Raw genomic sequence first — 24542 nt, 5'->3', positions numbered from 1 at the left:
GCTGCAAACGACTGTAATGATTAGAGTTAACTGCCATTTTTCACCCGTGTTCCACGAATTTCGCGCAAAAAATAAATCTGCGGTTCCGGACTTGCATATATGAGACAAGATAGCACAAAAGGCCCATAAAGTCAAGGGTTTTCTCGATCGGTGTAAGTAGCACATCATATGTCCGGTAGTTGTAGCAGATGAAATGTCCGCTTTCTGCGGCGAGGGGTGAAAGAGAAGATAGCTTCAGGAAAAAGAAGCTATGGAAGAAAGCCCGGGCGTCGCGATGGAGAAGGCGATGACAAGACAGGAGATCATATTGCGAGCGTTTGCAAAGAAGATCAGTTGGATAGAGGCGGCAGAGATATTAGATATCAGTTGCCGGCATTTACGGAGGATACGGGAGAAGTATGAAGAGGTGGGGTATAGTGCGCTGTTTGACAAGCGAGTAGGCAAAGCGAGTCCGAAGCGGATACCAGTTGAAGTGGTAGAGCAGGTGATGGGGCTTTATCGGGACAAGTATTTTGATCTGAATGTAAAGCACTATCACGAGAAGCTCGTCGAGGAGCACAAGATCGAGGTGAGCTACACATGGGTCAAGGGGCTGCTGCAGGGAGCGGGTCTGGTGGCGAAAGACGCTGTGCGAAAGAAGCACCGGAGAAAGCGGGACAGAAAGCCTCTAAAGGGGATGCTGCTGCATATCGACGGGTCACATCACCAGTGGTTTGGCGATGAGAGCTGGCACGATCTGATCGTGATACTCGATGACGCCACGGGCGAGATCTATTATGCCGCTCTGGTCGATGCGGAATCGACTTCGACGATCATGAGGGCGATCAGGCAAGTTGTTGAAAAAGAAGGCGTTTTCTGCAGTCTCTACTCTGATCGTGCAAGTCATTTCTGGCTGACGCCAAAGGCGGGAGAACCGGTGGATAAACAAACACTCACGCAGGTCGGACGTGCACTGCCGAGCTCGGGATCACAATGATCCCGGCTTACTCGCCGCAGGCACGAGGGCCCCGCGAACGCGGGGGCCGAGGCTTCCCGAGGGATATCAACGCCTGAGGAGGCAAACAGATTCTTGAAAAGAAGCTATATTCGCGAGTTCAACCGAAAGTTCACCGTCGTGGCGCGCCGCTGGTGCTTCGGCTTTTGGGCCATGTTTGAGGGACGATCTCGACCGTGTTTTCTCGATCAAGATCGCGAGGACGGTTAATCGCGACAACACCGTCAAATATCGTAACTTGGTGCTCCAGATCGACCGCCAAATATGGCGCTCCTCCCTCGACGTGGCCGCGTCACTGTATATCAGCACTTGGACGGCTTCATCTCGATCGGCTACGGGCCCAGGCAGATCGGCCGATATTCAGCCGATGGAAAACCATCTGCCCGAGGTGAGCGGCTCAGACGGCCCGTTGCAGGAAACGGGCGCGCCCTTTCCTGCAACAAACACAAACCGGACATTTGATGTGCTAACAAAACCGGACATCTTCATTTGCTATCAACAGGGTTTTCTCGATCGGGTAGTGGTCTACTTTGAATAACCGCCTTTCCGCGAACTCTGCGACCCATTCTCTGCTCTCTCTGCGTGGAAGAATCCTGAGCAAATAGTCCACGCAGAGAACACAGAGAATTTCGCAGAGATCGGAGAGACGATCACAATTTCAATCTGAATCATTTCCCTCGACCGAGCTACGGTCCTTGCAAGAAGCGGCGGTCCCCGGCGTTCACACACCGTAGGAGCGGCCTCTTGCATCAAAGGTCATAGCTCAAGAAATCAAGGTGAAGTATGATTACACGGTCAGCTTCACTCAGAACCAAGGATCGAAACTACTATGCGAAAAGCGATCTCATACCTATTGGTAATAACGACGTATTTGAGCTTTATATCGCAGGCCGCGATTCCGGCCGGCGGACAGGTAATTGGAAAAGCGATGGAACAGCGATTAAAGGATGTGCCCGACGGGCTTAAATTCAGGCTTAGCGAAGGGGTCGAGGGAGCCGAGACGCGTGAGAAACAGCAGCTACCGTCGACCGATCCGCTGTCGCAGTCTGACACGGGTGGTTTGCTCAAACGCGTGCCTGATATCAAGACGGACAAGGACGATAAGACAGAATTTGCAAAACGCATAGGTACGCTGCCGGCGCCGAAAACCGGTCAGAAGATCCCTGTCAAATTCCCGTCCGACGAGATGCGCGCGGCCCCGAATGTCGATAATTCGGGCGCGCTGCAAGTAATTCGCTGGTCGCCGGAGGGCGAGGTGCCGCTCGCGCCGGACCTGAGCGTGACATTCTCTCAGCCGATGGTCGCCGTTACGTCACAGGATGAGGCGGCGAAGTATGCGCCGGTCGAATTGACGCCGCAGGTCGAGGGCCGCTGGCGTTGGCTGGGGACAAAGACGCTGATGTTCGACACCACAAAGCGCTTTCCGATGGCAACAAAGTTCACGGCCCGCGTTCCCGCCGGAACCAAGTCGGCTACCGGCCAAACTCTCGCAAAAGACGTCGTTTGGACCTTCACCACGCCGCCGCCAAAGGTCGAGCAAATGATCCCGCAGAACCAGATCACGCGACGCGACGCATTGATGTTCGTGTTGTTCGATCAGGAGATAAACCCTGAGGCCGTGCTGCAGACGATGGTCGTGACCGGCGGCGGCAAACGCCTGCAGGTCCGCTTGGCCACGCAGGAAGAGGTCGACCGCGATGGCAGCATTTCGTATTACTCAAAGGCCGCGCAGCCGCGGCGTTGGCTTGCGTTTAGAGCAGTAAATCCCGACGGTTCGACCGAAAATGCGCTTCCCGCGGCTTCATCGATCGTTGTCAATGTTGACAAGGGAACTCCGTCTGCCGAAGGGCCGCTGACGACGCAGAAGGCGCAAACGTACAGCTTCAATACCTACAGCCCGATGAAGTTCAACGGCGGCTTTTGCAACTACCGCGGTTCGAAGAAATGTTCGCCGTTCGACACGTGGATGATGGAGTTTAACAACTCGATCGACTCGTCGAAGTTCACGAAGGAAATGGTCAAGATCGAGCCTGCGGTCGAGGGCCTGAATATCTATCCTTCAGGCGGTTATGTCTATATCCAGGGCTATAAAAAGGGCCGGACAAGCTACAAAGTAACGGTTGACAGCACGCTCTCGGACATTTTCGGGCAATCTCTCGGATCGAGCGCGACCGCGACGTTCAAGGTGGGCCAGGCTGACCAGAATCTATACGCGCAGGGCGGCTTTATGACCGTTCTCGACCCGAACTCGCGACCCGCTTTCTCGATCTATTCGACAAATCACAACAGCGTCAAAGTGCGGCTTTACGCCGTCCAGCCAAAGGATTGGCAGCAGTTTCAGAACTACGTGCGGCGGATAAACTATGACGACGGCAAGCGGCCGGCAATACCTGGTCGTCTAGTTTCGGACGACACGGTGCCGATCGCCACAAAGCCCGACGAAATGGTCGAAACGCGCATCGACGTGTCAAAGGCGCTCAACGGCGGCTTTGGTAACGTCATAATCGATATCGAACCGACCGTTCGCCGCGACAAATATGACCGCACGCGGATCTTTACCTGGCTTCAGGCGACACAGATCGGATTGGACGCATTTGTTGATAATACGGAGCTTGTCGGATTTGCGACCGAACTGAAGACGGGCAGGCCGCTGTCTGGCGTTGAACTGTCGATCTTTCCGAACGGAAAGGCCGTCAGCGTCGCTGAGACGCCCGAGCCAGGCATTTTTGAGAGGGCTTGGAACTGGATCACGAGCTTTGGCAGCGGCGGGCCGAACAATGAGGTCGAGGCGGTCGAACCGGATGGTTCGGTACTAGATACCGAGACCGTCGCCGAGGCCCAGGCGAACACGACGGGCGAGAATGGCATACTTCGACTTTCGCTGCCCGACCAGGCTCCCGAGATGCAGAATCTGCTGATCGCCAAGCGCGGTAAGGATGTCGCGTTCCTGCCCGAGAACACCGATTACTATTGGCAGGACAGCGGTAACTGGTACAAAAAGCCCACTTACGATCACTTGCGCTGGTTCGTCTTTGACGACCGTAAGATGTATAAGCCCAAGGAAGAGGTCGCCGTAAAAGGCTATATCCGCAAGATCACGGGCGGCAAGCTCGGCGATGTTGAGGGGCTGGCCGATGCTGCAAGCGGCTTCACCTGGTCGGCAAAAGACCCGCGAAACAACGAGATCGCAAAGGGCACGGGCGATCTGAACGCCTTTGGCGCGTTCGACTTCAAATTCACGCTGCCCGATAACGCGAATCTTGGATACGCGAGGATCGATCTTTCGACAAGCTCCAGCCTGGGCGGGACGACGTATCAACATCAGTTCCAGATACAGGAATTTCGTCGGCCGGAATTCGAGGTTTCAGCCAAGGTCGAGACCGAGGCTCCGCACTTCGTAGGCGGCAACGCAATGTTGTCCGTCGAGGCAAAATACTACGCCGGCGGCGGCCTCGCGAACGCCGAGACTAACTGGACCGTTACGGCCACGGCGACGAATTACACGCCGCCGAACCGTGATGATTTTACGTTCGGCACATGGACGCCGTGGTGGGGCCGTCACGGTTATGAGGATTACGGCTACGGACGCGGTTATGGCGGCAGATCGTCGCAGACGTTCAAGGGCGTGACCGACGCCAGCGGCAAGCATCTGCTAAAGGTCGATTTTGAATCGGTCAAGCCGCCGCGCCCGTACGCGATCACGGCCTCGGCTGCGGTGCAGGACGTGAATCGCCAAACGTGGGCGGGCCAGACGTCGCTGCTCGTGCATCCGTCGAATCTCTACATCGGTATCAAGACGCCGCGCACATTTGTTCAAAAGGGCGAGAAGATCGTCGTCGAATCGATCGTCAGCGACCTCGACGGCAAGCTGATCGCCGGCCGCGACGCCGAGATCAAGGCCGTTCTGAAGGATTGGACATTCGATAAAGGCTCATGGAAAGAGGTTACCGTGGATGAGCAGAACTGCTCCATTAAGTCCACTGAGTTCACTCCGTCCACCTGCACTTTTACAGCCAAGAACGGCGGCCGTTATACGATAACCGCGACCGTAATGGATGATCGCGAGCGGTTTAACGAGAGCGAGTTCACCGTTTGGGTGCCGGGCGGCAAGACGCCGCCGAAGCGAAACGTCGAGCAGGAAGAGGTCCAGTTGATCCCGTCCAAAAAGGATTACGCGCCGGGGGACGTTGCCGAGTTACTGGTGATCTCGCCGTTTGCGGTCGGTGAGGGGGACAAGAGTGTCCGCACTCCGGCGGAGGGCGTGCTGACGCTGCGGCGTGACGGCATCGTCAAGACCGAGCGCTTTACGATGAAGGATTCGTCGATCACGCTGAAGGTGCCGCTTGAGGAGAAATACCTGCCGAATATCACGGCACAGGTCGATCTGGTCGGCGCCGCCGTGCGCACCAACGACAAGGGTGAGACCGACGCGAAGCTGGCCAAACGGCCTGCGTTCGCGAGCGGGAATATCAACCTCTCTATCTCGACCGCCTCGCGAAAGCTAACGGTCACGGCCGATCCGGTCGATAAGACGCTCGCGCCCGGCGGCTCGACAAAGGTCAACGTCGCCGTCACCGATCATCGAGGTGAACCGGTCGCTAACAGCGAGGTCGCGGTAGTGATCGTTGACGAGAGCGTGCTTGCATTGTCGCGATATTCGATCGCCGATCCGATGGGCGTGTTTTATACGCAGCGTGGCGATGGTGTCGCGGATTATCATTTGAGGAAGGATGTGCTGCTTGGCAATCCTAAGGACGTTAAGAATCCGCCGCCACCGCCTCCGTCGGCTACGGCGGACGGAGCCGTGAGTGAAATGGTCACGATCTCGGGAGGCCTGGCGAACGGGCGAGCAATGCAGAAATCGGCTGCGCCGAGTCCTAAAGGCGAACGTAGAGATTTTGCCGCGTTGGAAGCCGACGACGAACGGCAGCAGCAGCCCGGCACGCCGATCAACTTACGGCAAAACTTCAACGCCCTCGCATTGTGGTCGCCGACCGTCAGGACCGATTCGAGCGGGCGTGCGGTCGTCGATCTCAAACTGCCGGACAATCTGACGCGATATCGCATCACGGCCGTTTCGGTCGATACGGGCAAGCGTTTCGGCAAGACGGAATCGAACATCACGGCCAAACAACCGCTGATGGTGCGGCCGAGTGCTCCTAGGTTTTTGAACTTCGGCGACAAGGCGGATATTCCGGTTGTCGTGCAGAACCAGACCGATAAGGATATGGCGGTCGATATCGCGATGCGTATTTCAAATGCGCGGTTCGTGGATGCGAGCGTTGGTGCAGGCGGGACGCCTGCCGTCCAGTCGGGGAAGCGAGTTGTTGTTAAAGCGAATGATCGCGCCGAAGTTAGATTTCCGGTGACGACCGATAAGGCCGGAACGGCGCGGTTCCAGTTTGTGGCGTCGAGCGGCTCGTTCTCTGACGCCGCTGAGATATCGCTGCCTGTATGGACGCCGGCGACGACCGAGGCGTTCGCGACGTACGGGACGACTGATCAGAATGGCGCGATCGTCCAGCCTGTGCAGACGCCGGGCGAGGTGTTCCCGCAATTCGGCGGGCTTGAGGTGACGACCTCATCGACGCAGCTGCAGGAACTGACCGATGCGTTCATCTATCTCGCGCGCTATCGCTACGAGTGCTCTGAGCAGATCTCGTCGCGAATGATCTCGACTGCCGCACTGCGTGACGTGTTGAGCGCTTTCAAGGCCAAGGACATGCCGACGGCTGAGGAGCTGAACGCTCGGTTCGCCCGCGATGTCGAGATATTAAAGTCACGACAACGGGACGACGGTAGCTTTGGGCTGTGGACTAAGGCTAAGGAGCGATACGAATATCCGTTCCTCACGATCCATGTCGCCCACGCTCTGGCGTTGGCCAAGCAGAAAGGCTACAAGGTGCCGGACGAGATGCTCAACAAGACGAAGCCTTATATGAAGGACGTCGAGAAGCATTTTGACAGTTGGTACAAGAATTCCATCGAGGTCCGCTGGACGATCTCAGCCTACGCCCTATACATACGCGATCTGATGGGCGACAAGGACGTAGCCAAGGCCAAGAAGCTGCTAACAGAAATGCGGGGCGGCAAAGCGGTCGGCGCAGACGTTGCTGAGCAGGGCAATTTCGACAAAGCTCCATTCGAGGCCCTCGGCTGGATATTGTCGGTCCTTGCCGGCGATGCAAATTCACAAACCGAGGTCCAGGCGATCATCCGTCACCTGATGAACCGCACATCCGAGACAGCGGCGACAGCGAACTTTGTGACGGACTATCGCGACGGCGCATGGCTCATCATGGCGTCGAACCGCCGTGCTGACGGCGTGCTACTCGAAGCGTTGATAAAGGCGGACGTTAAGAACGATCTCATTCCGAAGCTCGTCCGCGGCCTGCTTGCTCATCGGAAATCGGGTGCATGGTCGAATACGCAGGAGAATGTGTTCATTCTGCTGGCGATGGACAAGTATTTCAACGCCTACGAGAAGGTTACGCCCGACTTTGTGACGCGCGTATGGCTCGGCAACACGTATGCCGGCGAGGAGGCGTTCAAGGGCCGTTCGGTCGATTCGAAACAACTCGACATACCGATGTCGTATCTCGTCGATCAGGGCGGCACTTCGAATCTCATCATCGACCGGCAAGGTGCAGGGCGTCTCTACTACCGCATCGGTATGAAGTACGCTCCAAAGAATCTGAAGCTCGAACCGGCAGATTACGGCTTTACGGTGCTGCGTAAGTACGAGGCTGTTGACAACAAGGACGACGTTAAGCAAAACGCCGACGGCTCGTGGACGATCAAGTCGGGCGCTCGCGTTCGCGTGCGGCTGACGATGGTCGCACAGGCACGTCGTTATCACGTCGCTCTCGTCGATCCGCTGCCCGCGGGGCTTGAGGTGCTCAATCCGGGCCTTGCGGTTACTGAATCGATACCGGCGGATCAAGGCGGCAATACGTCCGTTATCGAATACGGTTCGCCGTCCTTCGGCCACGGCTGGTGGTGGTGGCGCCAGTATTGGTTCGAGCACCAGAACTTCCGCGACGAGCGTGCCGAGGCGTTCGCGTCGCTCCTGTGGGAAGGTGTTTACAACTATACCTACGTCACCCGTGCAACCACGCCGGGGCAGTTCATTGTCCCGCCCGCCAAGGCCGAGGAGATGTATCATCCCGAGACGTTCGGACGGACGGGGACGGACTTCGTAAAGGTTGAATAGTCAGAACCGCCTGCGTAAGCGGGCGGTCAGTTCCTTTCGTTTAAGGCAGGTTTGAGTGGAAGCGGCGGGGGGTTCGCACATCGTGACGAACTGGCCGCCCGCTTACGCAGGCGGTTCTGACTGTCGACGTGCTATCATTCTCGCAATGTTGCGGGCAGCTCCTGAGGTGATAAACAACGCTGACAAATTGCGCGAGGTTCTGCGGCTCGAATCCGGTGCGATCGAGCGGGCCGCCGCTGCGCTGGATGCTGAGCAGGCTGAGGCGGCGTTGTCGCTACTTTACGATTGTGCGGGCAAGACCGTTGTTACGGGCGTCGGTAAATCGGGGGTTATTGGGCAAAAGATCGCGCAGACGCTGATCAGCACGGGAACCGTCGCTGTTTATGTTCATCCTAGCGATGCGCTGCACGGCGGGCTCGGGATCGTTTCGCCGGGCGACGTTGTGATCGCCTTGAGCAATTCGGGCGAGACGGATGAATTGCTGGCGATGCTGCCGACACTGAAACAGCGGGGCGTATCGATGATCGCGATCGTCGGAAAGGTCGATTCGACGTTGGGACGGGCGGCGGATGTTGTCCTCGACGCATCGGTCGATGCGGAGGCTTGTCCGTTGAATCTTGCCCCGACCGCATCAACGACTGTTTCGCTCGCGATCGGCGATGCGCTGGCTATGGTCCTGATGGAGAAGAAAGGGCTTACCGAAACGGATTTTGCCGCAAATCATCCGGCGGGCCAGCTTGGCAAACGCCTAACGATCCGAGTCGTCGATCTGATGCATCCAAGTCCAAACATTGGACCAGACGCAGGCTGGCTGGATGTTGTCCGTGCAATATCGAAGCACGCACTCGGAGCCGTGAATGTTGTGGCCGGCGACGGCAAACTTCTCGGTATCGTGACGGACGGCGACCTACGGCGCACGGTCGAGCAGACGCAGGTGGCGGAACTTGCAGGCCTGACCGCGACCTCGATGATGACGGCTTCACCGATCACCGTGGCCGGCGACCTTCTCGCTGTCGATGCGTTAAAGCTGATGGAAGATCGGCCGTCACAGATATCGGTGCTGCCGGTGGTCGACAGCGAAAAATGCGTAGGGCTGATACGGCTCCACGACATTGCTCGTGCCGGGCTCTAGCCATTTAGGATCCCAAGATGTGACTTCCATCTGCCGACATTCGCCTCATATTTCTTTGCCATATACGTCACGATCTGCCGGATGTGATTCAGGTCGTGGACGGTCCAGGTGGCGAGCAATTGAGACAGCGTGACCTCGCCGAGTACGGGATGGATGCCCGAAAGGGAGAGTTGTTCGGGCGTCAGTTGCCAGCGGATGAGTTTCTCGATATTCGCACTGCGAAGGTGAGCAAACTCTGTCAACAAGTCAGCGAGCGGTTTGCCTTTTGACCTCTCGAACTGCGCAAGCCGGTCAAACGGGACGAATGCGACGCTCTCGCCCTGAGCGAGAATTATCTCAGCTCGAGGGATCCAATCCGTCTCTTCGCCGTGGATCAGATGGCCGATAATGTCGTACGGCCCCCAATTCTCCTGGTCGCCGCTTGTCGCCGTCCAATCGTCTGACAGATCGCCAAGCAGTCGCTGAAGCGTGTAGGGCGTTTGACGCAATATCTCGACTGCTTGGTCCAGCCTGAATTCCATAGCGTTTCGGCAATTATACACTGCGTTTGTTAGAATCACGTTTTTATGGCGTCACCGCTTGTAGCCATCATAGGCCGGCCGAATGTCGGCAAATCGACGTTGTTCAATCGCCTGACGGGATCGCGCAAGGCGATCGTCGGCGACGAGCCGGGCATTACCCGCGACCGGATGTACGGCGAGGTCGAGTGGCGGGCAAAGAGTTTTCGTCTGGTCGACACAGGCGGCATCGTACCCGATGATGAGGCGATCATTCCCGCGAACATTTTCAAGCAGGCTTCTAACGCGATCGAGGAATCAGTAGCGATCATTTGGGTCGTTGATTCGCGTGCGGGTGTGACACCGCTGGACGAGGAACTTGCCGTCTTGCTGCGTAACACAGGGAAACCAGTGTTTATCGGGGCAAACAAAGCTGAGTCTCGAAGGGTCGAGGACGAGGCCGGCGAATTTCACCGTTTCGGCTTCGAACTGATGCCGATATCTGCCGAGCACGGCAATGGTGTGGGCGATCTGCTCGATCAGGTGTTCGATGTTCTCGACCTCGATCCGACACCTGACGAGAAACCGTCGAACGACATTAAGCTTGCCATCATCGGGCGGCCGAATGTCGGCAAGTCATCTCTGCTTAATAAGATACTCGGCGAGGAACGCGTGATCGTCTCGCCGATCGCGGGAACGACGCGTGATGCCATCGACACACATTTGACGGTTGACGGGCAGGATTATCTCTTAATAGATACGGCCGGCATTCGCCGAAAGGGCAAGACGACTGAGATGGCAGAGAAGCTGTCGGTCATTATGGCCCGCAAATCGCTCGAACGAGCCGATGTCGCCATTCTCGTCATCGACGCCGTCGAAGGCGTCACCAATCTCGACGCAAACATCGCAGGCTACGCTCTCGACAGCGGCTGCTCGATCATCATCGCGGTCAATAAATGGGACGCGGTCGAGGAGAAAGAGACGAACACGATCTACGAATTCGAACGCTCATTGCGCGACGCAATGAAATTCCTCGACTGGGCCCCGATCGTGACGATATCGGCGCTGACGGGCCAGCGCGTCACAAAGATATTGCCGTTGGTCAGACAGGCGGCCGAGGCCCGTGATCAGCGAATACAAACCTCGCGCCTCAACCGTTTCTTCGAGGATATGATCTCACAGCCAAAGGGCGGAACGGCACCGGCACCTGTAAAAGGCGGCTTTTCGCGATTGAAAGTGCAGTTCATAACACAGGCGGGCATTCGGCCGCCGCTGTTCATATTATTTACGTCAGGCGGTAAGGCGGGGCTGCATTTCTCGTATCTGAGATATGTAGAAAATCGTTTGCGTGAGGAATTTGGCTTTTTTGCGACGCCGGTCAGGCTCGTCGAACGGCACAAAACGAAGCCGAAGTGATATGCTTCGGAATAAGTGAGAAGTGATAAGTGAAAGGTGATAAGTAGGACTTATCCCTTGTCACTTATACCTTTTCACTTATTCCGAATTTGCTATTGGACTGATGGACGTTGTCTTACTACTGTTTCGAACACTGTTGGCGGGCATCTTTGCGCTTGCGGGGGCGACCAAATTGCTCGACCTCGGCGGTTCGAAGCGGGCGATGCAGGATTTTGGCGTGCCTGCCGGCACGGCGATGCCCGCGGCTGTTCTGTTGTCTCTAGTGGAACTGGCCATTGCAGCGTTTCTGCTGCCGATCGAGACTTCGTGGTACGCGGCGATAGCAGCGCTCGTATTGCTCGCCGTCTTTGTGGTCCAGATGGGCTATCAACTGGCACAAGGCAACGCTCCCGATTGCCATTGCTTCGGGCAGGTCTACAGCGAGCCGGTAAGTTTGGCGAGCGTGGTCAGGAATTTTGTTTTCGCGGTTCCCGCGATAGTACTCGTTGCTTCGGGGGGCGGAATGCAGGGAATGGCTCTTACCGACCCGGGGCTGGATGTGATGCAGTTGGCGTTTGGCGTTGTGATAGTCGGCCTCCTCGTAGCGGCCGTGGCGCAGCTTCGACGGATATTGAAGCGACAGGACGAGATCGTGAAGCGTCTCGACGTGATCGAGGCGGTATCGCACACGGAAGGCCACGTGCATCGTGACGAGGCTGGGCATCCGAACGACGGAATGCCCATCGGCGCGGTGGTGGCGGACTTTGAGGCAAAACGGTTGGATGGTGCCGCGGTCACGCTGGAGGACGTTCGAGCGAACGCGTTGCCGGTGATGTTTCTCTACGTGAGCCCGACGTGCCGGCCGTGTGAGGCATTGCTGCCCGAATTCGCGGCGTGGCAAGAGGAGCTTGCCGGCAAGGTCGATGTCGTCTTCATAACGTCGGGGACAGAAAAGGAGAACGGCGATAAGTTCGGCGATCTCGGGCCGATGCTCATTCAGGAGCACACCGACATCTCTGACCTGATCGGCGCAAGATGGACACCGACGGCCGTTCTCATGGGCGCCGACGGCCGTATCGCGAGCCACGCCGCGCCGGGCGACATCGCGATTCGGGACCTCGTTGGGAAGCTAATGGCAGACGACGCAGGTCGGGAATTTGCCCATTTCACAAACGGTAACGGCACCGCACAGACCTTGAAGATCGGTCAAGCCGTGAAAGGCTTTGCAGTTGTCGATATTGACGGCCGCACACTCACTGATGCCGACCTTAAAGGCAAGGACACACTCGTCACGTTTTGGAGTACAGGCTGTTCGCATTGCTCGGCGATGCTGCCTGACCTGCGCGACTGGGACTCGGCAAAGAACGCCGACGAGCCAAATCTTCTGGTGTTCTCGGACGGCGACGAAGAGACACTGCGGGAGCTTGGTCTGATCTCGCCGATAGTCCTGGATGAAGGCCACCGGACGGCCGCCACGCTCGGGATGTTTGGCACGCCTTCAGCAGTGCTGGTCAACAAGGATGGTGTGATCGTCACCGAAACCGCGATCGGAGCACCGAATATCTGGTCGCTGATCGGGAAAAGGAAATAGTGTCTGTAGCCCGACCGTGAGGGAGGGCGCCCGCCCATATCTACGCGCTGTGGATGCTGCGGGAGCCCTCCCTGACGGTCGGGCTACTGACAGCTTGTTATGACAAAACCTCTTGACTGGCAGATAAGCGCGACTGATGGCAATGCTCGCGCGGGCATTTTGACGACGCGGCGGTCGGTTATCGAGACGCCGGTGTTCATGCCGGTCGGGACGCAGGGCGCGTTGAAGGGCGTCCGTTTCGAGTGGCTTGAGGGCGAGATCGATGCTCGGATAATCCTCGCGAATACTTATCATCTTCTTCTGCGTCCGGGTGTCAAGGCGATCCGTGAGTTTGGCGGGCTGCATAAGTTTACGTCGTGGGGCCGGTCGTTCTTGACGGATTCGGGCGGGTTTCAGGTGTTCTCGTTGGCGGATCTGCGGAAACTGACGGAGGAAGGCGTAGAGTTTCGGTCGCATTTGGACGGGAGCAGACATTTCCTGTCGCCTGAGGTGTCGATGGAAGTTCAGGCGGCTCTCGGTTCTGAGATCGTGATGGCCTTTGACGAATGTCCGCCAGGCGATGCGGGGCATGAGCGGACGAGGCAGAGCCTTGAATTGACAGCACGGTGGGCGGCGAGGTCGAAGAAGCGGTTCGAGGAACTTCAGTCAGAACCACCTGCGGTAGCGGGTGGTTTAGCGGCACTAACCTCGGCCGTGGAGGATCACGTTCAACCACCCACTACCGTAGGTGGTTCTGACAGACAGGCACTCTTCGGCATCATTCAAGGCGCGGGACATCATGATCTAAGAAAAGAAAGCCTCGACCGCACGGTCGAGATCGGCTTTGACGGGTACGCGATCGGCGGTTTGAGTGTTGGCGAGGAGAAGCCGGTGATGTACGGCGTGCTGGAATTTCTCGCGCCGCAGATGCCGGCCGATGCCCCAAGATATCTGATGGGTGTCGGCACTCCTGAGGACCTTATCGAGGCGGTCGGGCGTGGCGTGGATATGTTCGATTGCGTGATCCCGACGCGGAACGGGCGCACAGGCGGCGCATTTACGTCGCGAGGCAAGCTCAATATTCGAAACGCAAAGTTTGCCCTCGACGATGAGCCGCTCGACCGTGATTGCCCATGCTCGGTATGCAGCCGCTATTCGCGGGGCTATCTAAGGCATCTTTACCAGGCCGGCGAGATGAATGCTGCGATTCTGATCTCGCATCACAATGTCGCATTCTTTGTCGAGACCATGCGACGGGCCCGGGCGGCGATCCTCGACGGGGCGTATCAGACCTTCAGGACGGCATTTCTCGAAAAATTGCGAGAGTACGATGCTGCGTTTGATTAAGGTGCAGCAAATGTATATTATTTTGCTTTTGTCTTTTTGACTCGACCTGTGATGAATACTTTCTTACTGCTTTTTGAAGGTGAAGCGGCCGGTGGCGGCAGTCTGCTCTGGACGCTGCTTCCATTTATCTTCATTTTCGGCATCTTCTATTTCCTCGTAATACTGCCCCAGAAGCGGCAGAAACAGCAGCTTCAAGAGATGATCGGATCGCTGAAGATCAACGATGAAGTCGTCACGAACGGTGGCATTATCGGTACAGTCAAGGAGGTTCGCGAGTCGAGCCTTATTATCGTGAGTGCCGAGAAATCATTCCTTGAGGTAGGCAAGAGCGCGGTCGTGGGCAAAAAGCCAGAGTAGTTTTACCAGAATGAAGAACACCGGTTTATGGATCAGGACGGCGATCATTATCGCCATCACGCTCGCGGGCATTTATCTCGTCATAGGGCCGCGACGGACGCCGACGGCGGCCGATTTCTCGTGGGAAGGCATAAAGGCCAACCTCGCCGAGAACATCAACCTCGGCCTCGACCTCAAGGGCGGCTCACACCTTGTGATGCGGGTCAAGACTGACGATTACCTCAAGACGCTCACCGAAAACAACGCTCAGGCGGCGATGACGGCGGCGACTGACGCCAAACTGCCCGTCAGCGGCAACAACGTGATCGCCGACGGCGGTAACTATGCCGTCGAACTTACTCTCTCGGATCCGGCGCAGGCCCAGGCTGTTATCGATGAGGTCAAGAAAAAGGTCGATTTCGTCAATTGGACCGAGTCGACGAATGGCAGCACGATCCGATGGACGCTGCCGTCGCAGATCCAGCAGGTGCTCAAGATACAGGCCGTCGATCAGGCGATGAAGATCATCGACAGTCGTATCAACGCTTTCGGCGTAAAGGAGCCGACACTGCAAAAACACGGCGCGGAATCGTCGGGACAGATACTGCTTCAGATGCCCGGCGTTGACGATCCGGAGCGTATCAAGAACCTGATCGGGGCCGAATCTAATCTCGCGCTGATGAAGGTTGTGAGCGGGCCAAACCCACAGCCGGTGCAGACCTATCCGACCGAGGAAGCTGCGAAACAATCCATGGGCGGAAGCGTCCCGGCGAACAGGCGTATCCTGCCATATGCTGATAAGGATGAGCCGACGAACAAGTCATCGAACGCAACGCCCGACCCGAACAAGCCCAAGCAATTTGTAGTTGTCGAATATCCTGCGATAGTTGACGGCAGCGAACTGCGTGAGGCTAGTGCGGGCTCGCGGACGGGAAGCGACCGGGATTTCGAGATCAGCTTTTCGCTGAAACCGGCCGGAGCACAGAAATTTGGCGACTGGACCGGCAAGAACATCAATAATTACATGGCCGTTGTCCTGAACGGCGAGGTAAAATCGGCCGCCTACATCAAGTCGCAGATATTTGACCAGGGACAGATCACAGGCCGATTTACAAAGGAATCAGCCGAAGATCTGGCGCTCACGCTCAAGTCAGGAGCGTTGCCCGCGAAGATCGAGTATCAGGAAGAACGCACGGTCGGGCCCAGCCTTGGGGCCGATTCGATCAAGGCAGGCGTTGAGGCGTCGCTCGGCGGGCTCATCTTCGTCGTGGCTTTCATGCTCTTCTACTATCGTGGATCCGGCGTCAATGCCGTTGTCGCGTTGGTGCTGAATATGGTGCTTACGATGGCTGCCTTGGTGATGATCAAATCGACGCTGACGCTGCCGGGCATCGCCGGGCTCATCTTGGGTATCGGTATGGCTGTGGACTCGAACGTGCTTATTTTTGAGCGCATACGAGAAGAACTCCGAGACGGGAAGTCTATCCCGAGTGCGATCGAACTTGGATTTGACCGAGCATTCATCACGATCATCGACACGCACATTACCACGATCCTGTCATCGGTGATCCTTTATATTTACGGTTCGGGCCCTATTCGCGGTTTTGCGGTTACTCTTGTGCTCGGATTGTTGATCAACCTGTTCTCGGCGGTATTCGTCTCACGAACCATCTTTATGTGGCTGCTCGAGAAGCGTCCGAACATGGCTAAACTTAGTATTTAGATGCTGGAATTTTTTAAGAATATAGACGTCGATTGGATGGGCTGGCGAAAGCCGCTCATCATGGTCTCGATCGTTATCCTTCTGGCCGGGCTCGGCTCGGCTATTGGCCGCCAATTTACACCGGGCGGAACCGATGCATTCAACCTCGGCGTGGATTTTAGGGGCGGAACGGTCGCAACCGTAAAATTCCGAAGCAAGCCAGCGGCAGATGATATTCGCTCCGCTCTAGAGGGCGTCGGTGTTGAAGAGGCGATCATTCAGGATTCGACTGATAAGGCTGATGAGGTCCTGATCAAGGTGCCGACTATGGGGCAGCGTGAGGAGTGTCCTAACGTTGACGAAGCCGGACGCTGTTTTGTGAAGAGGGGGCTTGATACCTTCGGCAAGGAAGCTGAGGGAGCGGCCACGCTCAATGACGACCAGACGGCGGCGTATAAGATCGTGGGAACTGATTCGGTCGGCCCTGTCGCTGGAGCACAGCTTCGGAACCAGGCTGTGATCGCGACCTTGCTCGGAATGGTCGGCATCCTGCTGTTTATTGCGTTTCGATATGATTGGACGTACGCGGCAGGAGCCGTTATCGCTGTTTTTCACGATGTCCTGATCACGCTGGCCTTCTTTACGATCTTTCAATGGGAGATCAGTCTGAATGTGCTGGCGGCCTTGCTAACACTCGTCGGCTTCTCGGTCAACGACTCGATTGTCATCTTTGATCGAATTCGCGAGAATCTGACGCTGCATCGCGGCGAATCGCTCTACTCGCTGACGAATCAATCGATCAACCAAACGATGTCGCGGACGATCGTTACGAACGGGCTTGTGTTTTTGGCCGTGCTTGCATTGGTTTTGTTTGGCGGCGAGGTGCTGCGCGGATTCTCGTTGGCGCTGTTTGTAGGGTCGATAACGGGAACATATTCGACGATCGCGATCGCGAGTCCGATAGCCATCTGGTGGCAAAGCAAACTGGGTGATTCGCGGGTCAAAGAGGTGCTTGTGCCTCAGCAGCAAGGAGAGAAATTAGCCTCGTCCGCTCGCCGCACCGTAACACGTCGGCCCGTGACAAGGTAAGTAACGAACGAGCCTGAAGTTATCACTAAAAGCAGGACATCTTTCTTGACTTTGTATTGTTAAACTTTTAGACTTCATTTCGTTGCTGGTCAAGTAAGTTGTGTTTCGTCCGAGCCTCTTTAGGTCGGAACGGTGTCTCTACCGAGTGCTGTTGCAACGCCAGCATCTGCTGATGACATCAAAGCAATAATAGTTTTTTCGTTACCCTTGACCTGAAGTTGGCACCGGAAAGGGAGGAAGTACAATGCTAGACCAAATGGTAGAATCGAAGGACACCGGAGCTGAGAACAAGCGGCGTAGTGAATTTATGCTGATCGTCCTCGTGATCGCGGTGACCACCGTTGTCGGCCTGTGGACGCGCGACCTGTTTGCTCATGACTATGGTATGGGGGGTGACGACCTGTCGCTCACTACGTTAGTTGCGCCAGTTCCGGTTGCGGACGAAGAGCCGCCGCCTGAAGAACAGAAGAAGCCGGAGGAGCAGAAGCAGCCGGACGTCGATGTTCGGCGCGAATTGATCCAGAACATAATGTCGTCGCCGATCAAGCCGCCTGATACTATCAGTACGACGCGCAACCTGATCAAGGAAATGCGGACGGATCGCCTGACCAAGCTCGGCACCTCAGATTCAGACACGGGAGCTCGGATCGATCCGGGCGTGGCTCGTGTTGTAGATTCGGGAGGAACCGGCGGCCTTTCGACTGGAACGGGCGACAGCGACGCCGGCGGAGCAGGTGTTCCGCCTCCGCCTCCGCCGCCTGAGAAGAAGGCCCCGCCAAAGACCGTGTCCGGTGGAGTCCTTAATGGTAAGGCGACGAGCTTGCCAAAACCTAGCTATCCTGCGGCCGCTCGAGCGATGCGCGCTTCGGGGTCTGTCAGCGTTCAGGTGCTGATCAGCGAGAACGGGAGCGTTATCTCGGCCCATGCCGTCAGCGGACATCCGCTGCTGCGTGCCGCCGCCGAGGGTGCAGCCCGTGGTGCGCGGTTCAGCCCGACGCTGTTGTCCGGACAGCCGGTAAAGGTTTCGGGTGTCATCACTTACAATTTTGTCCCATAAAGATGCAGGGTCAAGACGGCCGCCGGGTGCGGCCGTCTTGAGCTATTAGATCTCTATCGCAATATTAGAATTCTTTGATTTTCATTGGAGGAAAAACCATGACTTTTGTAGCCAGCCTGATCGGAACGGATATTTCGGGCTTTTTCTTGTTGTTCTCCGAGGGTGGAGTCTCCTTCGGCATTTACGATATCGCAAAGAGCCTTACCATTCCGGGTTGGGGCGTTATCATCACCCTTTTGATCCAGTCGGTGTATATGATCGCCGTCGGGATCGAAAGGTGGCTGACCTATAACAAGGCAAAGGCCCAGTCGCGCCAGTATGCGCCGAAAGTGGCCCAGGCCCTGAAGAACAGCAACATTGATGAAGCGATCAATATCAGCGACAAGCACAAGGATTCGCATCTTGCGATGGTTGTATCGTCGGGCCTTAAGGAGTTTGCCGCCCATCAGGGCAACACCGATATCTCGGCTGACGAGATGGAGGCATCAAAGCGTGCTCTCGAGCGTGCGATCGCCGTTAAGACCGCTGAATTGAAGCGCGGCCTCGCCGGCCTTGCCACGGTTGGCTCGACGGCTCCGTTCGTCGGACTCTTCGGAACGGTTGTCGGTATCATCGGAGCATTCCAGGCATTGAGGACGAACGAATCGGCCGGTATCGGCGCCGTTGGTGGTGCTATTGCCGAAGCGTTGGTCGCTACCGCGTTCGGTATCCTAGTCGCGGTGCCGGCGGTATGGCTGTTCAACTACTTCACGAACAAGGTGACGAGCTTTGGTGTAGAGATGGAGAACTCAGCTTCCGAACTGGTTGATTACTTTATCAAGCAGCGCTCGCGCAGCCTCCGCGGATAGTTCAGGCAATTCCTTGGCCTCAGCAGTAAACAGGAGAGTTTTGCTATGAGTATGAAAGTCGGTGGGACCGACGAATACAATTCCGAGATCAACGTCACGCCTATGGTGGACGTAATGCTCGTGCTGCTGATCATCTTCATGATCGTCACGCCGCTGCTCCAGCAGGGCGTGTCGGTAAATCTTCCCCGCGATATGGTCAGCCCGGATGAGGACGCCGACATCGCGAAGGACACATCCGTGATCGTGGCTATTCCCGATAACAGTAATTTCTACATCGGGAAGGAGCAATATCCTATCGATGCCCTCGGCGACGTGATCAAGCGTCGTATGGAGGGAAAGACCCCTGACAAGCGGATCGTATATATCAAGAGCGGCGTCGAGGTCGATTACGGCCGAGTCGTTGCAGCGATCGATACGATCCGTAAACAGGACATCGATAAGATCGGCCTCGTAGCGGATAAGAAGAAAGGCGGCGAACCGTCTCAGTAGATATGGACGGTCATTGACCGAGGTAATTGAAATATGTCTATGTCAGTAAGCGCCGGCGGTGAGGGCGGCGCAACACCACATATTAACGTGACGCCGTTGATCGACGTGCTCCTGGTACTGCTGATCATCTTTATGGTCATCACGCCGCTCAAGCCGAGCCGGTTCGAGGCGAAGGTCCCTGCTGAGCCTAAGGACCAGCAGAATGTCAACGTCAAACCCAATCCGCTGACACTCGTGGTGGCGATCAACAAGGAGACGCGTGGTGTCACGCTGAATAATGAGGCGTTTGGTGATGTCACCGACACGGAAAAGCTCGGAAACAAGCTTCGCGAGGTGTTTAAGGAACGCGAGAACCAAGGCGTGTTTCGTGAAGGGACAAACGAGATCGAAAAGACGATCTTTATCAAGTCGCCGAAATCAGTCAGATATGGTGACGTCGTAAAGGTGATCGATGCGGCCAAGGCTGCGGGCGCCTCGCCGATCGGGCTTCAGATCGACGATCTGTCAGAGTAATTTGCCGCATCTGCTCGTGACCGGATGCTTGTCCGGCCGCAGGCGGCGTGAACGGAGTCAAATGATGAGATTCTCTCGTGTTGGAATCATCGCTCTATTAGCTGTCAGTGTATTGGCAGGGGCGAATTGCGGCTATTACAACCGTGTAATGGCCCGAAAGGACCTGGTTGACGGCTCGGCCGCTTACAAGAATCGTAAGTTCGACGAGGCGCAGGCGCTGTTTAAGAAGGCTGTTGGCCGCGATCCCAAGGGTGACTACCTCGAAGGCAGGATGGCACAGCTCTTTTTGGCGAGGACGCTCCATTCGCAGTACATAGGCAACCGAAAAGACACGGCGAAGGCCGAACAGGCGATCGTCGAATACCAGAAGGCACTGGCGTTCGACCCGAAGGACCAGAGCTCATACAAGGCGATAGCGAGCCTGTATGAGAACCTGCAGAAGTCGGACGAGTGGCTTGATTGGGTGACAAAACGCTCACAGAATGCGAGCATTCCGCCCGAGCAGAGGGCTGAGGCGTTTACTTCGCTTGCCGCAAAGAAGAATAGCTGTGCTACAGATATCTCCGACACTGAGGCAACGAAGAAGAAGACGACCAAGGATGGCAAGCCGGCTTACACATACGTCAAGCCTGCCAGCAGCGAGGACTTTGAGAAGTTTAAGCAATGCGTCGCTGACGGCATGCAGCTTATCGATCAGGCGATCGCTCTCGAACCAGATACGGTAAAGAGTGCGGCGAGCATCAACATTAAGGCTCTCTCCGATGCGGATCTCAAGGCAAAACAGGACCTGCTGAAGGTGTTTGAATCGGCCCGCTCTTACAAGACAAGCCTTTTGTATCAATCTGCTTTTCTTGCTGAGATGGAAGGGCGTGGTGAGGAATATGCCCGGTTGAAGACTGAGGCCGATGATTATCGTAAGAAATTCCTTGAATTAAGCGACATCGGTAAGAATATCCAAACCGAGATCGATGAACGCGCTGCCGCAAAGGAGGCCGAGGCTACAGGTAACAAGGCTGGCAAAGCCAACGCTAACACCGCCTCGAATAAGTAACAGCGTTTTTCTTTCCAACTTGGACGATGCTCAATTACAATTCAATTGGGCATCGTCTTTTTCTATTACGAATTGTAAATTTCGATGCGTTATCGGTAATGCGTAATCGTTAGATTCACAATTCAGTTTATGATCAGGATCGAGGACGTCATCGAAAAGGTTCAGGCCAATCGGCCTAATGCCGATATCGAACTGATCCGCCGCGCATACATGTTCTCGGCGCTGCATCATCGCGGCCAGACGCGGGCGTCGGGCGAGCCGTATCTTGTTCACCCGATCGAGGTGGCGTCCATTCTGGCCGATATGCGGCTCGATGAGGTGAGCGTTTCGACCGGATTGCTGCACGACGTTGTAGAAGATACTCTGGTCGATCTCGACACGATCCGCGATACGTTTGGCGACGAGATAACGACCTTGGTGGACGGGCTGACCAAGATCGCCAATATCAGCGATCTTTCAAAAGAGGAGCAGCAGGCCGAGAATGTTCGCAAGATGGTGCTGGCGATGGTCACGGACGTACGCGTCGTGCTGATCAAGCTGGCGGACCGGCTTCATAACATGCGGACGATGCAGTATCTCAAGCCCGAAAAACGCGCCCGCATCTCGCAGGAAACACTTGATATTTACGCACCAATCGCACATCGCCTCGGAATGGGTAAGCTCCGCGGCGAACTCGAGGACCTGTCATTCCAGAACCTATATCCGCAGGATTACAGACGTCTCGCACGCGAGGTCGATATTCGCCGACCGGAACTCGAAGCCACGCTTGAGAAAGTAAAGACCACAATTTCGGACAAGCTGACGGAGAATAACGTGCCCTTCATCAGCGTTGAGGGCCGCGTCAAGCGACTCTACTCGCTGTGGAAGAAGCTCAAGAAGCAGAAGATACGCATCGAGCAGGTTTACGATCTGATCGCCGCACGCATCATCACGCCCAACGAGCCGGGAAATTGCTATCTCGCGATGGGCGTCATTCACGATATATGGACGCCCGTTCCGGAGAGGTTCAAGGATTGGATCGCGATTCCGCGAGATAACCTCTATCGTTCGCTGCACACATCAGTGATCGGTGATACGGGGCAGCCGTTCGAGGTTCAGATCCGAACCGAGGATATGCATCGTATCGCCGAAGAGGGCGTCGCGGCGCATTGGCGTTACAAACAAAGCCGACTCGGCAAACTGGAAGATGAATCAACCCTTGATGAACTGCGGCGGACGGTTGAAAAACTGCTGCTGCCGCTCGTCGAGGAGACGGAAGGGCACGGGGATTCGGCGGATTTTATTGAAACGCTCAAACTCGATCTTTATCCAAAGGACGTTTACGCGTTTACGCCAATGGGCAAGGTAATACAGATGCCCAAGGGGTCGACCACCATTGATTTTGCCTACGCTATCCACTCGGCTGTAGGTGATAAATGCACCGGAGCAAAGATAAACGGCCGAATCGTCCCGCTGCGAACCGAACTCCAGAACGGCGATGTGATCGAGATACTAACCAAGCAAAATGCAAAGCCATCCAGTGACTGGCTTGAGCATGCTTTTACTTCGCGGGCGCGCAGCCGCATCAGGCATTACATTTCGCAACAGCAGCGTCTGGAATCAATTGAGATCGGCCGCAAGCTGCTTGAGAAGGAAGCGGAAAAATTCCGCGTTGCTCCGAAGAAGTTCCTTGCGAACGAGGCCGAGTTGAAACGTATCGCGAACGAATACGGTTTGAGCCGGCCGGACGACCTTTTTGCGTCGGTCGGTTACGGCAAGACGCTTCCGCGCAACGTGCTTGGCAAACATCTCGGTGCCGAGAAGCTCAAAGAGCTTGACCCCGACGGCGGCAAGCCCACAAGGCTCAAGAAAGCTACAAAGGCCGTCCGAAAGTTCATTGGGATGGAGGACGCCATCGTTGTCAAGGGCGTCGACAACCTGCTCATCAACCGCGCCAAATGCTGCAACCCGCTCCGCGGCGAAGAGATCATCGGCTACATATCGCTCGATAAGGGCATCGTCGTTCACAACAAACGCTGCAAGAACGTCTCACAGCTAATGATCAACAAGGACCGGATCGTCGAGGTCAATTGGGCCAAGACCGATAAGGAAGAGATCCAGTCGGTTCAACTGCTCGCCACGACCGAAAACCGCACCGGCATGCTCGCCGGCATCACAAACGCGATCGCCGATATCAAGACCGGCATACGCGACGCCCGAGCAAACGTGTCAAAAGACGACATCGGTATGATCGAGGTCACCGTTGAGGTATTCGACAAGAAACACCTCGACAAGGTGGTCGGCGCCATCGAACACGTGCCCGGCGTTATCGCCGTCGAACGTGTGAATCCATAAGAATAAGAATGAAACCACGGATGGCACAGATGGACTCGAATGAGGAAGTGGTATTTTCGTCTTTGCTCGGAGACGATCCCGAGTGGAAAAGGGAGGTTGATAAGATCTCTGAACGGATTATTGGCTGTGCGTTTACCGTCGGCAATAAGCTGGGTTGCGGCTTCTTGGAAAAGGTTTACGACAATGCTCTCGCATGGGAGCTAGCAAAGGCGGGTCTGACGATCCAGACACAGCAAGAGTTGCTCGTCCACTACGACGGCGAGGTGGTCGGAAAATACGAGGCGGATCTTGTTGTGAACGGCCTGGTACTCATCGAGCTAAAGGCGGTCCGTGACCTAAACGATATTCATCGAGCCCAATGCCTAAACTATTTGAGAGCAACGGGATTTCGTCTTTGTCTCCTGATCAACTTCGGCAATCCTCGAGTCGAGGTAAAGCGGATTATCCTCTAACGGCGGCCTATCCGAGTCTATCCGTGTCATCAGTGGTTCCAGCCTTTTCTTTTGCGCCTCGATTTGATAAAATTCGCCTTTTGCTTGGGGATGAGGCTTAGGCAGCTTTTATGATCGAGATCGTTTCTACAGACGGGGCTCCCGGTGCGATAGGTCCGTATTCACAGGCAGTGAAGGCCGGCGGGATGGTGTTTTGTTCGGGGCAGATACCGATCGACCCGGCGACGGGTGAGTTTGTCTCTGAGATTGTCGCGGAGCAAACGGAACAGGTGCTAAAGAATCTCGGCGAAGTGTTGACGGCTGCGGGAACGAGTCTGAACAGCGTTGTCAAGACGACCGTCTTTCTCGCGGACATGAATGATTTTGCCGAGATGAATGAGGTCTATTCGCGTTATTTCAGCGAGAATAGGCCGGCTCGTGCCACGGTCCAGGCGGCTGCTTTGCCGCGTGGCGCGCGTGTTGAGATCGACTGTATTGCCATTTTGTAGGCAAAACAAAACGCCCGTATTTACGGGCGTTGCGG

19 protein-coding genes are annotated in these 24542 nt (G+C 56.0%); 18 read left to right on the top strand and 1 reads right to left on the bottom strand.

All coding sequences use genetic code 11. The features are described from left to right. Positions 1-250: 250 nt before the first annotated feature. The 4 genes from IPM59_11745 to IPM59_11730 all read left to right on the top strand — a co-directional run bounded on the left by IPM59_11745 (position 251) and on the right by IPM59_11730 (position 9339). Positions 251-976 (top strand): transposase, encoded by a 726-nt coding sequence (locus tag IPM59_11745; protein MBK9216249.1) that lies wholly within the window; start codon positions 251-253, stop codon positions 974-976. A 175-nt stretch (positions 977-1151) separates the two neighbouring features. Beyond that, a complete protein-coding gene (locus IPM59_11740; GenBank protein MBK9216248.1) occupies positions 1152-1532 on the top strand; it encodes a hypothetical protein in 381 nt (126 codons plus the stop codon). 291 nt (positions 1533-1823) lie between these two features. Next, on the top strand, positions 1824-8207 hold the full coding sequence (locus IPM59_11735; protein MBK9216247.1) for an Ig-like domain-containing protein: 6384 nt from the start codon (positions 1824-1826) through the stop codon (positions 8205-8207). Positions 8208-8352: 145 nt separating this feature from the next. Beyond that, on the top strand, positions 8353-9339 hold the full coding sequence (locus IPM59_11730) for a KpsF/GutQ family sugar-phosphate isomerase (protein MBK9216246.1): 987 nt from the start codon (positions 8353-8355) through the stop codon (positions 9337-9339). Here the strand turns inward: IPM59_11730 and IPM59_11725 are convergent. Next, positions 9336-9860, bottom strand: coding sequence for a DinB family protein (locus tag IPM59_11725; GenBank protein ID MBK9216245.1), 525 nt, complete (start codon positions 9858-9860; stop codon positions 9336-9338). The genes IPM59_11730 and IPM59_11725 overlap by 4 nt on opposite strands. A gap of 45 nt (positions 9861-9905) precedes the next feature. Here IPM59_11725 and der point away from each other — a divergent pair, with 45 nt between their 5' ends. The 14 genes from der to IPM59_11655 all read left to right on the top strand — a co-directional run bounded on the left by der (position 9906) and on the right by IPM59_11655 (position 24507). Further along, a complete protein-coding gene (gene der / locus IPM59_11720) occupies positions 9906-11252 on the top strand; it encodes a ribosome biogenesis GTPase Der (GenBank protein ID MBK9216244.1) in 1347 nt (448 codons plus the stop codon). 103 nt (positions 11253-11355) lie between these two features. Then, positions 11356-12822 (top strand): redoxin domain-containing protein, encoded by a 1467-nt coding sequence (locus IPM59_11715; GenBank protein MBK9216243.1) that lies wholly within the window; start codon positions 11356-11358, stop codon positions 12820-12822. Between the two features lie 99 nt (positions 12823-12921). Next, entirely contained in the window at positions 12922-14148 is a 1227-nt protein-coding gene (tgt, locus tag IPM59_11710) for a tRNA guanosine(34) transglycosylase Tgt (GenBank protein ID MBK9216242.1), read from the top strand. Positions 14149-14199: 51 nt separating this feature from the next. Next, positions 14200-14505 carry a preprotein translocase subunit YajC gene (gene yajC / locus IPM59_11705; protein ID MBK9216241.1) on the top strand — a complete coding sequence of 102 codons (306 nt, stop codon included), beginning with the start codon at positions 14200-14202 and terminating at the stop codon, positions 14503-14505. Positions 14506-14515: 10 nt separating this feature from the next. Then, positions 14516-16207 (top strand): protein translocase subunit SecD, encoded by a 1692-nt coding sequence (gene secD / locus IPM59_11700; protein ID MBK9216240.1) that lies wholly within the window; start codon positions 14516-14518, stop codon positions 16205-16207. After that, complete coding sequence (gene secF / locus IPM59_11695) at positions 16208-17275, top strand: protein translocase subunit SecF (protein MBK9216239.1); 1068 nt, start codon at positions 16208-16210, stop codon at positions 17273-17275. Between the two features lie 256 nt (positions 17276-17531). Further along, positions 17532-18332: a TonB family protein gene (locus IPM59_11690; GenBank protein MBK9216238.1), complete on the top strand. Its 801-nt coding sequence runs from the start codon at positions 17532-17534 to the stop codon at positions 18330-18332. Between the two features lie 98 nt (positions 18333-18430). Further along, positions 18431-19180, top strand: a complete 750-nt coding sequence (locus IPM59_11685) for a MotA/TolQ/ExbB proton channel family protein (GenBank protein ID MBK9216237.1) — start codon at positions 18431-18433, stop codon at positions 19178-19180. 45 nt (positions 19181-19225) lie between these two features. Then, on the top strand, positions 19226-19669 hold the full coding sequence (locus IPM59_11680; GenBank protein MBK9216236.1) for a biopolymer transporter ExbD: 444 nt from the start codon (positions 19226-19228) through the stop codon (positions 19667-19669). Between the two features lie 39 nt (positions 19670-19708). Then, positions 19709-20182: a biopolymer transporter ExbD gene (locus tag IPM59_11675; GenBank protein MBK9216235.1), complete on the top strand. Its 474-nt coding sequence runs from the start codon at positions 19709-19711 to the stop codon at positions 20180-20182. Between the two features lie 61 nt (positions 20183-20243). Further along, positions 20244-21233, top strand: a complete 990-nt coding sequence (locus tag IPM59_11670; GenBank protein ID MBK9216234.1) for a hypothetical protein — start codon at positions 20244-20246, stop codon at positions 21231-21233. Positions 21234-21362: 129 nt separating this feature from the next. Next, entirely contained in the window at positions 21363-23567 is a 2205-nt protein-coding gene (locus tag IPM59_11665; protein MBK9216233.1) for a bifunctional (p)ppGpp synthetase/guanosine-3',5'-bis(diphosphate) 3'-pyrophosphohydrolase, read from the top strand. Positions 23568-23596: 29 nt separating this feature from the next. Next, positions 23597-24019 carry a GxxExxY protein gene (locus IPM59_11660; protein MBK9216232.1) on the top strand — a complete coding sequence of 141 codons (423 nt, stop codon included), beginning with the start codon at positions 23597-23599 and terminating at the stop codon, positions 24017-24019. A 110-nt stretch (positions 24020-24129) separates the two neighbouring features. After that, a complete protein-coding gene (locus IPM59_11655) occupies positions 24130-24507 on the top strand; it encodes a RidA family protein (protein MBK9216231.1) in 378 nt (125 codons plus the stop codon). Positions 24508-24542 lie beyond the last annotated feature (35 nt).

It is taken from the genome of Chloracidobacterium sp. (genome assembly GCA_016715795.1).
Lineage (GTDB): Bacteria > Acidobacteriota > Blastocatellia > Pyrinomonadales > Pyrinomonadaceae > OLB17.
The sequence above is the reverse complement of the archived record's forward strand: the minus strand, read 5'-3'. Positions and strand labels throughout refer to the sequence as shown.

Bases quoted from the DNA above. Each gene is read 5' to 3' on its own strand.
- IPM59_11745 (MBK9216249.1), top strand. From the start codon at position 251: ATGGAAGAAAGCCCGGGCGTCGCGATGGAGAAGGCGATGACAAGACAG.
- IPM59_11735 (MBK9216247.1), top strand. From the start codon at position 1,824: ATGCGAAAAGCGATCTCATACCTATTGGTAATAACGACGTATTTGAGC.
- IPM59_11730 (MBK9216246.1), top strand. From the start codon at position 8,353: ATGTTGCGGGCAGCTCCTGAGGTGATAAACAACGCTGACAAATTGCGC.
- IPM59_11725 (MBK9216245.1), bottom strand. From the start codon at position 9,860: ATGGAATTCAGGCTGGACCAAGCAGTCGAGATATTGCGTCAAACGCCC.
- der (MBK9216244.1), top strand. From the start codon at position 9,906: ATGGCGTCACCGCTTGTAGCCATCATAGGCCGGCCGAATGTCGGCAAA.
- IPM59_11715 (MBK9216243.1), top strand. From the start codon at position 11,356: ATGGACGTTGTCTTACTACTGTTTCGAACACTGTTGGCGGGCATCTTT.
- tgt (MBK9216242.1), top strand. From the start codon at position 12,922: ATGACAAAACCTCTTGACTGGCAGATAAGCGCGACTGATGGCAATGCT.
- yajC (MBK9216241.1), top strand. From the start codon at position 14,200: ATGAATACTTTCTTACTGCTTTTTGAAGGTGAAGCGGCCGGTGGCGGC.
- secD (MBK9216240.1), top strand. From the start codon at position 14,516: ATGAAGAACACCGGTTTATGGATCAGGACGGCGATCATTATCGCCATC.
- secF (MBK9216239.1), top strand. From the start codon at position 16,208: ATGCTGGAATTTTTTAAGAATATAGACGTCGATTGGATGGGCTGGCGA.
- IPM59_11690 (MBK9216238.1), top strand. From the start codon at position 17,532: ATGGTAGAATCGAAGGACACCGGAGCTGAGAACAAGCGGCGTAGTGAA.
- IPM59_11685 (MBK9216237.1), top strand. From the start codon at position 18,431: ATGACTTTTGTAGCCAGCCTGATCGGAACGGATATTTCGGGCTTTTTC.
- IPM59_11680 (MBK9216236.1), top strand. From the start codon at position 19,226: ATGAGTATGAAAGTCGGTGGGACCGACGAATACAATTCCGAGATCAAC.
- IPM59_11675 (MBK9216235.1), top strand. From the start codon at position 19,709: ATGTCAGTAAGCGCCGGCGGTGAGGGCGGCGCAACACCACATATTAAC.
- IPM59_11670 (MBK9216234.1), top strand. From the start codon at position 20,244: ATGATGAGATTCTCTCGTGTTGGAATCATCGCTCTATTAGCTGTCAGT.
- IPM59_11665 (MBK9216233.1), top strand. From the start codon at position 21,363: ATGATCAGGATCGAGGACGTCATCGAAAAGGTTCAGGCCAATCGGCCT.
- IPM59_11660 (MBK9216232.1), top strand. From the start codon at position 23,597: ATGGACTCGAATGAGGAAGTGGTATTTTCGTCTTTGCTCGGAGACGAT.
- IPM59_11655 (MBK9216231.1), top strand. From the start codon at position 24,130: ATGATCGAGATCGTTTCTACAGACGGGGCTCCCGGTGCGATAGGTCCG.